11 protein-coding genes are annotated in these 13,171 nt (G+C 37.2%); all 11 read right to left on the bottom strand.

The genetic code is table 11. The features are described from left to right. Complete coding sequence (miaB, locus tag ABH961_RS13620; RefSeq protein WP_087985036.1) at positions 1 to 1,530, bottom strand: tRNA (N6-isopentenyl adenosine(37)-C2)-methylthiotransferase MiaB; 1,530 nt, start codon at positions 1,528 to 1,530, stop codon at positions 1 to 3. 429 nt (positions 1,531 to 1,959) lie between these two features. After that, positions 1,960 to 2,826 (bottom strand): 2-oxoacid:ferredoxin oxidoreductase subunit beta, encoded by an 867-nt coding sequence (locus tag ABH961_RS13615; RefSeq protein ID WP_000190158.1) that lies wholly within the window; start codon positions 2,824 to 2,826, stop codon positions 1,960 to 1,962. Then, positions 2,813 to 4,570 carry a 2-oxoacid:acceptor oxidoreductase subunit alpha gene (locus tag ABH961_RS13610; protein ID WP_098079082.1) on the bottom strand — a complete coding sequence of 586 codons (1,758 nt, stop codon included), beginning with the start codon at positions 4,568 to 4,570 and terminating at the stop codon, positions 2,813 to 2,815. The genes ABH961_RS13615 and ABH961_RS13610 overlap by 14 nt, the downstream gene beginning before the upstream one ends. A gap of 227 nt (positions 4,571 to 4,797) precedes the next feature. Beyond that, the gene (locus tag ABH961_RS13605; protein WP_048545959.1) at positions 4,798 to 5,721 is read right to left on the bottom strand and encodes a dipeptidase; all 924 of its coding nucleotides are present in this window, start codon (positions 5,719 to 5,721) and stop codon (positions 4,798 to 4,800) included. Positions 5,722 to 5,779: 58 nt separating this feature from the next. Next, complete coding sequence (gene spoVS, locus ABH961_RS13600) at positions 5,780 to 6,040, bottom strand: stage V sporulation protein SpoVS (RefSeq protein ID WP_000404341.1); 261 nt, start codon at positions 6,038 to 6,040, stop codon at positions 5,780 to 5,782. A gap of 149 nt (positions 6,041 to 6,189) precedes the next feature. Then, positions 6,190 to 6,984 (bottom strand): TIGR00282 family metallophosphoesterase, encoded by a 795-nt coding sequence (locus tag ABH961_RS13595; RefSeq protein WP_001221093.1) that lies wholly within the window; start codon positions 6,982 to 6,984, stop codon positions 6,190 to 6,192. 154 nt (positions 6,985 to 7,138) lie between these two features. Further along, entirely contained in the window at positions 7,139 to 8,701 is a 1,563-nt protein-coding gene (rny, locus tag ABH961_RS13590; RefSeq protein WP_048545962.1) for a ribonuclease Y, read from the bottom strand. Between the two features lie 481 nt (positions 8,702 to 9,182). Continuing rightward, positions 9,183 to 10,214, bottom strand: coding sequence for a recombinase RecA (gene recA / locus ABH961_RS13585; protein WP_048545964.1), 1,032 nt, complete (start codon positions 10,212 to 10,214; stop codon positions 9,183 to 9,185). A gap of 142 nt (positions 10,215 to 10,356) precedes the next feature. Next, positions 10,357 to 11,595 carry a competence/damage-inducible protein CinA gene (gene cinA, locus ABH961_RS13580; protein WP_098079080.1) on the bottom strand — a complete coding sequence of 413 codons (1,239 nt, stop codon included), beginning with the start codon at positions 11,593 to 11,595 and terminating at the stop codon, positions 10,357 to 10,359. Positions 11,596 to 11,615: 20 nt separating this feature from the next. Beyond that, positions 11,616 to 12,194 carry a CDP-diacylglycerol--glycerol-3-phosphate 3-phosphatidyltransferase gene (gene pgsA / locus ABH961_RS13575; protein ID WP_046956497.1) on the bottom strand — a complete coding sequence of 193 codons (579 nt, stop codon included), beginning with the start codon at positions 12,192 to 12,194 and terminating at the stop codon, positions 11,616 to 11,618. Positions 12,195 to 12,257: 63 nt separating this feature from the next. Further along, positions 12,258 to 13,169 carry a helix-turn-helix domain-containing protein gene (locus ABH961_RS13570; RefSeq protein ID WP_000137490.1) on the bottom strand — a complete coding sequence of 304 codons (912 nt, stop codon included), beginning with the start codon at positions 13,167 to 13,169 and terminating at the stop codon, positions 12,258 to 12,260. Positions 13,170 to 13,171 lie beyond the last annotated feature (2 nt).

The following is a 13,171-nucleotide window of genomic DNA, read 5'->3' as shown; positions in this document are numbered from 1 at the left end:
TTATTCCACCTCAATCGGCTCTTCAACTAATTCCCCGTTAAGAGACCAAGTTTTTGCTTCCGTTACTTTTACTTTCACAAGCTGACCAATTAAAGATTTTGAAGCGACGAAGTTTACAAGTTTATTCGTACGAGTATAACCTGCGAGCACTTCTGGATTATTTTTACTTTCCCCATCAACTAACACTTCTACAATTTGACCTTTGTAACGATTATTCTTTTCAATTGCCAACGTATTTACTAGTGTATTTAAGCGTTGAAGACGTTCTTTTTTCACTTCCATCGGTACATTATCTTTCATTTTTGCAGCTGGTGTACCTTCGCGCGGAGAATAAATAAAGGTAAAGGCAGTATCAAATCCTACTTCACGATATAACGACATCGTTTCTTCAAATTGCTCATCTGTTTCATTCGGGAAACCAACGATAATATCAGTTGTGAATACTGCATTTGGAATTGCTTCTTTAATTTTTCTTACAAGTTCTAAATAATGCTCACGTGAATATTTGCGCGCCATAATTTTTAACATATCTGTGCTTCCAGATTGAACTGGTAAGTGAATATGTTCTACTAAGTTTCCACCTTTTCCAAGCACTTCAATTAAGTGATCATCGAAATCACGTGGATGGCTCGTTGTAAAACGAATACGGGCAATATCAACTTTACGAAGTTCGTCCATTAAATCGCCAAGACCGTATTCAAAATCTTCAAAGTCTTTACCATATGCATTTACGTTCTGGCCAAGTAATGTAATTTCTTTATAACCATTCGCAGCTAAATGACGAATTTCTTGGATAATGTCTTCTGGACGTCTGCTTCGCTCTTTTCCACGTGTATAAGGCACGATACAATATGTACAGAACTTATCACAGCCATACATAATATTTACCCAAGCTTTAATATCACCACGGCGTACTTTCGGAAGGTTTTCAATTACATCCCCTTCTTTTGACCAAACTTCAACTACCGTCTCCTTCGAGAACATCGCATCTTTAAGAATATACGGCAATCTATGAATATTATGCGTTCCAAACACCATATCTACATGCTGATTTTTTTGCATAATTTTATTTACAACAGATTCTTCTTGAGACATACAACCACATACACCAATTAAAAGGTCCGGATTTCTTCTTTTTAATGACTTTAAATGACCTAGTTCACCGAAAACTTTATTTTCAGCATTTTCACGAATTGCACAAGTATTTAATAAAACTACATCTGCATCTTCAGTTGAAAAGGTTGGCTCATATCCAAGTGCGGTGAAAATACCCGCCATTACTTCCGTATCATGCTCATTCATTTGACAACCATATGTACGAATATAGAACTTTCTTCCTGTACCAAAATTGCGAAATTCTTCAGATAAGCCAAAATCCCGTTCAATTTTAACTTCTTCTTTCCCTCGTTTTTTCGCGTCTTTTAAGGAAGGTGGTTGGTATACACTTTCAAAGTATTTACTATAATCTTTCTCTTCTTTTTTCGTAGAGGAATTTGCTTGTCGACTTGCTAATCGTTGTTGCTCGTTCATTGGTAATCTCCTTTCACCCTTAACTATACACACTCTATAGTCCATTTTAATGCGCTTTGACTCACCTCAAAAATGGTTAGATAGCTTGAGAGATAACTTGTCCTTTGAAACTTGAGTAATCAATCTAATCATTCATAAGAATGAAGTCTTCCCCACACAAATAGACATTCCCTTTTCATACTTCTTTTTGTCCTATCCAAAAGCATATTGCTTTATCCCTATAAACATTACCATAGTATGAAGCGTTACGCCAATTTTAACAAGAAAAAGGCTCTGTCTGATCTTACATTTCATCAGCAATGAACTCGCCATTTTCATACAACGATTTATATATTATTTTACCATTCTGAATTTTCTAAGTAAACAAGACTATCCTATATTTTTTACTCATAAAAAAAGGTTACCAAATGGCAACCTCCTCTTCTTACACTACATAAATTCAGCTACGAGTTCATCAAACATTTTCTGATCCATATTTAAATCAGCTTGCACTAAAGGCTTCTCACTATAGCCTTTTACAAGTTCTTGGTATGAAGGTTGCGCTGTATTTTGATATATTAAACCTGTTACTAATCCGTTATTTTCCATTAACGTTTGCATAGCCATCATGCGATTAGATGGATCATATCCCTCTACTGTACTTAGTTTTGTTAAATTCTCTTTAAACCAATCGTAAGTATTTACTTTATTGTAAGTAACACATGGGCTGTATACGTTAATTAATGAAAATCCTTTATGGTTAATACCAGCTTCAATAATTTGTGTTAGTTCTTTTAAATCACTTGAAAAGCTTTGCGCCACAAATGTAGCACCAGCTGTTAAAGCCATTTCCATAACATTTAGTGACGGTTCAATTGAACCTTGTGGTGTGCTTTTCGTTTTAAATCCAGCTTCACTACGCGGTGAAGTTTGCCCTTTTGTTAATCCGTAAATTTGGTTATCCATTACGATGTACGTAATGTCGATGTTACGACGAATAGAATGGATTGTATGTCCCATACCAATCGCAAATCCATCACCGTCACCACCTGATGCGATAACTGTTAAATCACGATTTGCCATTTTCACACCTTGTGCAATTGGAAGGGCACGACCATGAATACTATGCACACCATATGAATTAATATAACCTGAAATACGACCTGAACAGCCGATACCGGAGATAACAGCAAGTTCATCTGGATTTAAACCAACGTTAGCTGCCGCACGTTGAATTGCAGCTTGCACCGAGAAGTCTCCGCAACCTGGGCACCAGTTTGGTTTTACGCTGTTACGAAAGTCCTTAAATGTTGCCATTTAATACAACCCCTTTTTTGCATTCGTTGTAAATCTCTTTCGGCAAGAATGGGTTCCCATCATATTTTAAAAGACTAGAAATTTTCTCACCGTTACCAAGATTCATTTTCATAATGTTAGCAAGCTGACCTGTTGCGTTGTTTTCTACCACTACAACACGCGTCGCATTTTTCACAAGTGGATCGATTTCAGCTGTTGGGAACGGGTGAACTAAACGTACATGAGCATGGTTTACTTTCATACCCTCTTGTTCTAAGCGCTCCATTGCCTCTTCGATTGCACCACGAGTTGAGTTAAACCCAACAAGCAATACGTCCGCTTCTTTATGCTTAACATTTTTATAGACAGGGGTGTTAAACTTCAAGTTCTCCATTTTACGGAAACGTTTGTCCATTTGATCTTTACGGTTTATTGCTGATTCAGATGGTTTACCAGTTTCATCATGTTCTACACCTGTAACATGGTGAACACCATTTTTCATACCAGGTAAAACACGTGGTGAAACGCCATCTTCGGTTACTTCATAACGCTTGAAGTATGCTTTATTTTCACGTTCTGGTAATTCCGCTTCTAAATCAAGCTTACCGCGACGAATTTCCACCTTATCTAACGTAAGCGGTTCTACAGTTTGTTTTCCTAGAGAAAGCTGTAAATCCGTTAAGAAAATAACAGGTACTTGATATTCTTCAGCTAGGTTAAATGCTTCTACAATATCATAGAAAGCTTCTTCAACTGTACTTGGCGCCATTACGATTTTTGGAATCTCACCGTGCGTACCGTAAATCATCGCCATTAAATCCGACTGCTCTTGTTTCGTTGGTAATCCTGTACTTGGACCACCACGTTGTGTATCCACAATTACTAATGGTGTTTCTGTAATCCCCGCTAAACCAATCGCTTCCATCATTAAAGATAGACCCGGACCAGCAGATGCAGTTAATGTACGAACACCAGCATAGTTTGCACCGATTGCCATTGTACAAGCTGCAATTTCATCCTCAGTTTGGATTACTGTTCCGCCAACTTTTGGTAATTTTTTAATTAAGTATTCCATAATTTCAGATGCAGGTGTAATTGGATATGCAGACATAAAGCGAGCACCACCAGCTACCGCACCAAATGCGATTGCATCGTTTCCAATCATAAACATGCGTTTCTTACCATCAGCTTTTTCAAGCTGCATCATGTTAACTTTCTCACCTAGCAACTCTTTCATATATTGAGAGCCACGTTTAATTGCGTCCATATTCTTTTGAACGACTTGCTCTCCTTTACGACCAAAGATCTCTTCAACAACATTTAAATAAGCTGTTTCATCTAATCCTAATACCGCACTTGATGCCCCAACAGCAACCATGTTTTTCATTAATGATGTACCTAATTCTGAAGCAATATCTGTAAACGGTATCACATATAGATTTACATCTGTATTATCAGGTATTGTTGGATTAAATTTCGCATCCGCAACTACAATTCCACCTGGACGTAGTTCGTGGAAGTTAAAATCAATTGTTTCTTGATCAAAAGCAATTAAAATATCTAAATCATCTGAGATCGCGCGTACTTCTGTTGTACTTACACGAATTTTATTATTTGTATGGCCGCCTTTAATACGTGATGAGAAGTGGCGGTAACCGTATAGGTAATATCCTAATCGGTTTAATGCAATACAGAAGATTTCTCCTGTACTTTCAATTCCTTCACCTTGTTGGCCTCCAACTTTCCATGAAAGTTGACTAATCATCTCCTACACCCCTTTTGGCTGCATTCATTGTAGTGTATTTTTTTACAGTAATAGTTTAGCATTTTTTATACAAATAAACTACAACGGACGCAAATTATGCCTCTTCTGATTTCCCTGAATCTTTAGTATAAAGCTATTTTGTTTTTCATTCTAGTATTAGGTCTTAAAAAAAGCAATAATATCAAATGAATTAATTCTAATTTTTCTGGATTTTTAAAACAAAAATCTTAAAAGCTTATATGTTCAACAAAATTATCATATAAAAATCGCTCTACAGTAGATGCAGCATAGTGTTTACAAAGCTCATTAATTACATTTTCATATTCTCCATACGTTGATACATTTACAACTGTTTCTAATATCCCATCAAAATCCGAACCAAACCCTATATTGTTCTCTCCACCTAATGAACAAATATATTCGATATGTTTTACTATATCTGCTATATTCGCTTGTTTTTCACTTATTAGAAACTGTGGTACGAAAGTAACACCGATCATGCTATTTCGCTTTATAAGAGCTCTAAGTTGTTCATCGTTTAAATTACGTGGGTGCTGACAAAGTTTCGTACAATTAGAATGGGAGGCAATAGGATTTTTTGCAATTTCTATCACATCCCAAAAGCTTCTTTCATTCAGATGCGACACATCGGTCCATACATGTAACGTATTAAGTTCTTGTACAACATGTTTACCAAAGGTCGTTAAACCCGCCCCACGTGTCTCTAGCGCACCATCAGCTAATAAATTGGCATAATTCCATGTTAGTCCAAATGAACGTACTCCTAGACGATAAAACAACCGTAATTTCATTGCATCTTTTCCAATTGCTTCGCATCCTTCTAGTGTTAATATCGCTCCAATCTCGTCCTGTTTTAACATGTTAATATCATCTTTTGTCTGAATAAACTTTACACCCGGTAATGATAAAATTTCATTATAAAAAATATCTACCATTTGTAATGCCACTTCAAATCGTTTTTCGTATAGCACCGTTTCTGGCACATATATAGCAAAACATTGTATACTTCCTTTTCTTTTCTTTAACTGTTCAAATGTAATATGTAATTGCGGATCGTTTTTAAAATCCTTTTTCCCCTGTGCACTCCATAACCGAAAGAGTACATCACAATGAGCATCAAAAATTTTCATTTCCATTCCTCCATTATAAAAACAACCTGTTTGCATACTGCAAACAGGTTGTTTAAACTTAACGAGGTTCTACAATTAATTTTATTGCTGTACGCTCTTCCCCATCAATCATAATATCTGTGAACGCTGGGATACAAATCAGGTCTAAACCACTAGGCGCTACAAATCCTCTTGCAATTGCTACTGCCTTTACCGCTTGGTTCAATGCACCTGCACCAATGGCTTGAATTTCTGCTGTTCCGCGTTCGCGAATAACACCTGCAAGTGCACCAGCTACAGAATTAGGGACCGACGTTGCTTTAACTTTTAATATTTCCATTCCGCGTTTCCTCCTCGTTTCTATAAAAAGTATTAGCAATTATTTCACTTTAACTTATATTCACGAGGAATGACGCGTATTCCTGCTAAATTTCTGTAATTTTTCTAAAAAATTAAAAAATAATAACTTTTCTAAATCTTACCCGGAAATTACTCAAAAAATGGCTGATCATCATTAATTAAGATACGCTGGATTTTCTTAGCTTTTCCTGTATTAGGATCCACATCAACTAGCACTGCACTTAATTGTGTTCTACCACTTGTCACTTCAAATCGTACTGGTAAGTTTGTTAAAAACTTCTTCAATACCGCTTCTCGATCCATACCTAAAATCCCATCGTAAGGACCTGTCATACCAACATCTGTGATATATGCAGTTCCGCTTGGTAAAATACGATTATCTGCTGTAGGAACATGTGTATGTGTACCCACTACTGCTGTAGCACGACCATCTACATACCAACCTAACGCTTGTTTTTCACTTGTAGTTTCCGCATGAAAATCAATAAAGATAATATTCGTACGTTTTTTTGCAATGTTAATTAATTCATCCACTTTACGGAATGGACAATCAATTGGAGGAAGGAATGTACGTCCTTGTAGGTTAATAACTGCCACTTCTGTTCCATTGCAGTTCACAAAGATAAGTCCTTTCCCTGGAGTTCCTTCTGGGAAGTTAGCTGGTCTTGCAAGATATTTTGCATCATCAATAAATTCAAATACTTCACGGTTATCCCAAGCGTGGTTTCCAAGTGTAACCGCTTGTGCCCCGCATTCTAAAAAGTTTCGATATATTTTTTCCGTAATTCCACGTCCACCTGCTGCATTTTCTCCATTAATAATGGTTACTGTAGGTGTATATTTCTTCTTTAATGCCGGTACGTATTGTTGAATCATACCTCTACCAGGAGATCCTACTACATCCCCAACAAATAATATTCTCATATGTCTTACCCTTCCTATGTACTACATTTTTTATTACTATAGCTTCAAGTGATTTCCTTACAATATATTTATTATAAGTTTGTTTCACTTGTATACTAATTCCCTTTATTTTAACCAATTCCAACACAAAAAAATAAAGTGGTGTTTCACCACTTTATTTTGCGTATTCCACTGCACGTGTTTCACGAATAACAGTTACTTTAATATGTCCTGGGTAATCCAGTTCATTCTCAATACGTTTTCGAATATCACGAGCTAAACGATGAGCTTCTAAATCATCAATTGTATCTGGTTTTACCAGAATACGAACTTCTCGTCCTGCTTGAATTGCGAAAGATTTTTCTACGCCTTCATAAGACTCTGAAATCTCTTCCAACTTTTCAAGACGACGAATATAGTTCTCAAGTGTTTCACTACGAGCTCCAGGTCTTGCAGCTGATAATGCATCTGCTGCTGCAACTAAAACTGCAATGATAGAAGTTGGTTCTGTGTCCCCATGGTGAGATGCAATACTGTTTATAACTACAGGATGCTCTTTATACTTCGTTGCGAGTTCGACACCAATTTCAACGTGGCTACCTTCTACTTCATGATCAATTGCTTTACCGATATCATGTAATAGACCAGCACGTCTTGCTAGTTTTTCATCCTCACCAAGCTCCGCTGCCATAAGTCCAGTTAAATATGCAACTTCCATAGAGTGTTTTAAGACGTTTTGTCCGTAACTTGTACGGTATTTTAAACGACCTAAAATCTTAATTAAATCTGGATGTAATCCGTGAACACCCACTTCAAACGTTGTTTGCTCTCCGACTTCGCGAATATACTCGTCCACTTCACGTCTTGATTTTTCGACCATCTCTTCAATACGCGCTGGGTGAATACGTCCGTCCTGTACTAGTTTATCAAGAGCGATACGAGCTGTTTCACGACGAATTGGGTCGAATCCAGAAAGGATAACCGCTTCTGGTGTATCATCGATAATTAGGTCAATACCTGTTAACGTTTCTAACGTACGAATATTTCGACCTTCACGTCCGATAATACGTCCCTTCATTTCGTCATTTGGAAGATTTACAACCGAAACGGTTGTTTCAGCAACATGATCAGCTGCACACCTTTGCATTGCAAGAGATAAAATCTCTTTTGCTTTCTTATCCGCTTCTTCTTTCGCACGAACTTCACTTTCTTTTACCATTACGGCAATTTCATGAGAAACTTCACTTTCTACTTTACCAAGAATAATTGCTTTCGCTTGTTCGCGTGTCAGATTGGAAATGCGCTCTAATTCTGTTTGTTGCTTTTGAACTAACTCTCCCACTTTGCTTTCCAACTCTTCAATCTGTTGTTGTCTCGCTACAAGAGATTCCTCTTTCTTTTCTAACTGTCGCTCGCGTTTATCGAGCGTTTCGTCTTTACGATCAAGGTTCTCTTCTTTTTGCATTAAACGATTTTCTTGTTTTTGTAATTCGCTTCTACGGTCACGAATTTCTAATTCAGCTTCTGTACGAAGTGTATGAATTTCATCCTTTGCTTCTAAAAGCGCCTCTTTCTTAAGTGCTTCAGCCTCACGATTCGCTTCGTCTAGAATACGTTTCGCTTCGTTAGCTGCACCATTAATCTTCGCTTCAGCAATAGACTTTCGAACAAAAAAGCCAACAACTGCACCGACTGTTGCAAGCAAAATGGAGATGAGTATCCAAACTGTACTACTCATGATTTCACCTCCCCTTGCTATGAATGAAAAAAGACTGTCGGCATGTACATTGAATACCAACATACAGCAAAGACCGTCGTCCCGCTTTTTTAAGGGACTTTCTTCATTTCACAATTAAAATGTCATATTATTATTTCGGCAAGATTTAAGTCTTACTCCGAATATTACTTCTCTTCTTGAGAAGAGTGTTTCGTATATAAGAAAAAATATACATTCTCATTGTATCTATCGCAATTTTCATTGTCAAGCGTTGTCTACTTTTACTTTCTTTACCTTCAGCTCTAATTCATATATGAATTTAAAAAGAAGACAGCATATTATCCTGGAAAACCTTAGTGAATTCCAGTTTATGCATACAAAACATGCATATATCCCTCTTTATACATAGCCTTTTAGGCAGATTAAATATTTTATCTCCAACGATATACAACGCTTTCATAATAATTAAAAATAAAAGACACGGAACCGTGTCTTTTATTTTTTAATCTTGAAGATTTGAATCTTCCGTTTCTTCAGCACCAGAGTCTTCACCAATTCCGTGATGGTCACGAACAAAGAAGGCAATTTCCTCTCTTAAATCCGTATTCTCTTTTAAGAATTGCTTCGAATTTTCACGACCTTGCCCTAAACGCTCTTCATTATAAGAGTACCAAGCACCACTCTTTTGAACGATATCAAGTTCAGAAGCCATATCTAAGATTTCACCTTCTCTTGAAATACCTTCTCCGTACATAATATCAACTTCAGCAACACGGAATGGTGGTGCCACTTTATTTTTAACTACTTTTACTTTTGTTTTATTACCAACGATGTCGTTACCTTGCTTTAATTGCTCCGCACGACGCACTTCAAGACGAACTGTTGAATAGAATTTCAACGCACGACCACCTGGAGTTGTTTCTGGGTTCCCGAACATAACCCCAACTTTTTCACGAATTTGGTTAATAAAGATTGCGATTGTTTTTGATTTATTGATTGCACCTGACAGCTTACGAAGTGCTTGAGACATTAAACGAGCTTGTAGACCTACGTGTGAGTCACCCATGTCTCCTTCAATCTCAGCTTTCGGTACAAGAGCTGCTACAGAGTCAATTACGATAATATCAACCGCGCCACTTCGTACAAGTGCTTCTGCGATTTCTAGTCCTTGCTCCCCTGTATCAGGTTGTGATAATAGTAATTCATCTATGTTAACGCCTAATTTTTGTGCATATACAGGATCCATTGCATGCTCCGCATCAATAAACGCTGCTTGTCCACCTTGACGCTGTACTTCCGCGATTGCGTGTAATGAAACTGTTGTTTTACCTGAACTTTCTGGTCCATAAATTTCGATAATACGGCCACGTGGGTATCCGCCTACCCCTAATGCCACATCAAGTGCTAAAGAACCACTTGAAATTGTAGAAATTCTACGCTCCGCTTGTTCTCCTAATTTCATAATTGAACCTTTACCGAATTGCTTCTCTATTTGTTTTAACGCCATATCTAACGCCGCTTGACGATCACTCATTCAAAATTCCTCCTTAACTCAATTGCTAATCTTATTATACCTATTTTCAATTCAATTTGCCAACAAAATCGAACATTTATTCGATTTTTTTATTTTCCATTAAATAAAAATGAGTTTAACCATAAAAAAAGCTAGAAGAAACTTATATCTCTTCTAGCTTTTTATATAAATGATAAAATCCATATTTCACCGAACGTTCCCTAATTTGTTGACGACTTCCACTTAAAATAAGAGGAAAGACTACAGTTGGTTCATCCTTAATCGCCAATCCAACGAATACTGTTCCCGGCTCTTTATGTTCTGAAGCATCCGGTCCTGCTACCCCAGTGAAACTAATTCCGATATCCGCTTTTAATAAGCCCTTAACATTTTCAGCAAGATAACGAGCACATTCTTTACTAACTGCACCATCAGTAGACAACACTTCCGCAGGTACATGTAAAACATGTTGCTTCACATCATTATGATAACAAATGATACCGCCTTTAAATACTGAAGACACACCAGCACTTTCTGTTACTTGATTGCCAAAGAGACCACCGGTTAAACTTTCTGCACACGCTAAAGTTAATCCTTTTTTCTTCAATAACTCTATCGCCTTATCATGCAGAAACTCTTGATCATACCCGTAGAAAAATTTTCCTACTCTTTCTAAAATCAAATCTTCCATATGCTGAATGCGTTTCGCAGCTTCATCAGCATTTTGATGTTTGGCAGTTAAACGTAGTGTCACTTCTCCATCATTCGCAAGGGGGGCGATTGTCGGGTTCGTTTGTCCATCAATTAAATCTTGAACTTTCACTTCTAATTGAGATTCCCCGATCCCGAAAAAGCGAAGCACACGAGAATAAATGTTTTCTCCTGTTGTAAAGTTACGTAAAAAAGGCTCTACATAACTTATATACATCGGCTTCATCTCTTTCGGTGGTCCTGGTAATAAAATATAAACTTTCCTGTTCTTATTTAACCCCATACCAGGTGCCATGCCGTGATCATTCGCAAATACAGTTGCTCCATTCAAAACGAGCGCTTGCTTTTTATTATTCTCTGTGAACTCGCGACCTGTACGCTTAAAGTACTCGCTTATCGATGCTAATGCCTTTTCATCATATACAAGCTCTTCACCCAAACTAGAAGATATCGTTTCTTTCGTCAAATCATCTTTTGTCGGGCCTAATCCACCTGTGAAAATAAGTATGTCAGCACGTTCTTCCGCAACTTCAATCGCCTGCTGTAATCGCTTGTTATTATCTCCAACTACAGTATGGTAGTACACATTAATTCCGATTGAAGCTAACTTTTCAGATAAAAACTGGGCATTTGTATTTGCAATTTGTCCAAGTAATAATTCAGTTCCAACCGCAATAATTTCAGCATTCATCCCAATTCCCCCATAAACTTCTATTTTGAGTTTACAAAAGCAGCTCTATTTTTCCAGAAATAATCCCACCCTGAAATAACAGTAAAGATTAATGCAATCCATATGAAAATATCAGCAACTGGGATATGGATTAAATTTAAAGGTACATCGTGTAATAAATACGCCGCAATTGCAATAATTTGTGTCCACGTCTTAATTTTCCCTAACTGATTTGCTGCCACTACTTCTCCTGTTCCAGCAAGTACAAGGCGTAAACCAGTTACTGCAAACTCACGGCTGATAATTACAATAACGATCCAAGCAGGTACGTATTGCATCTCAACTAATGTAATAAGCGCTGCTGAAACAAGTAATTTATCAGCTAACGGGTCAAGAAACTTCCCTAAATTCGTTACAAGATTATACTTTCTTGCGTAATGTCCATCAATCCAATCTGTAGCCGAAGCAATAATAAAGATAAGTGCCCCTACTAAATGTTGAATTGGTAAATCAACATCACCAATTGTGTATGAACCCCAATCAAAGGGCGCTAACATAATTACCATAAAAATTGGAATTAAGAAGATTCTAGATATTGTAATTTTATTTGGTAAATTCACAGCTATTCCTCCATCATATCAAAAACATTTGTTCATTGAAAAAAGTCATCGAGGCGATGACTATTATTGTGCAGGTTGCCCTATCCCTTGGTTTTTTATCACCAATCTTTGGTGAAGTTCTTTTTCTGGATCCAATGGATAAGCGACCACTTGGCCATTCAGTTTAACTTCAACATTCGTTGCATTCCCAATATTAAGTCGCACTTCTTTTAATGTTGATACATCACGTTTTTCTATTTGGCCCTCTTGTACTGTAGCGTTTAGAATCACATTCCCCGCATCATCTTTAACGTCTACATAACTCGCACCTTTACCCGATATTTCCAGTTCTAATGTTTTATTGTTATGAATTTCCAAAGTAGATACTTTACCAGTTGTACCAACTACTTTTACTTCTTCTTGTCCCGTTGGTTGTGCTGGTTGTTCCTCTTTCTTTGGCTCTTCTTTCTTTGGTTCCTCTTTTTTCGGCTCTTCCGCTTTCACTTCATCTTTCTTCGTATCTAACGGCGAGTTTTCTGCTTTTTTAACTTCAATTTTCTCACTTTGAGCATTCGGAACTTTCTCATCACCTTTTCCAGTTAACGCTTGGAAAACAAACCAAATTACCACTCCAAATGCAATAACTAATAGCGCAACTAAAACTTTCGGCATATGATCTGCAATTGGCCATGATGAAGATTTTTGCATTGTTTCTTGTGTTTTCTGTCCTGTTGATACTTGTGGAACGTCGCGTTTTTCAGATTGTGGTATCGTACTCTGATATTCTACAAGCAGTTCCTCTCCATTTAACCCAACCGCATCTGCGTATTGTTTAATGAATGCACGCGCATAAAAAGCTCCGGGCAATACATCATAATTGCCTTCCTCAATCGCTACTAAATGGCGTTTTTGAATTTTTGTAATCTCATGCAGCTGATCCATAGACAAGCCCTTCGTTCCTCTTGCTTCTTTCAGCTTTTGTCCTAATTCTGTCACTA

The organism is Bacillus sp. RC251 (assembly GCF_044908765.1).
GTDB classification, from domain to species: Bacteria; Bacillota; Bacilli; order Bacillales; family Bacillaceae_G; genus Bacillus_A; species Bacillus_A wiedmannii.
The sequence above is the reverse complement of the archived record's forward strand: the minus strand, read 5'-3'. Positions and strand labels throughout refer to the sequence as shown.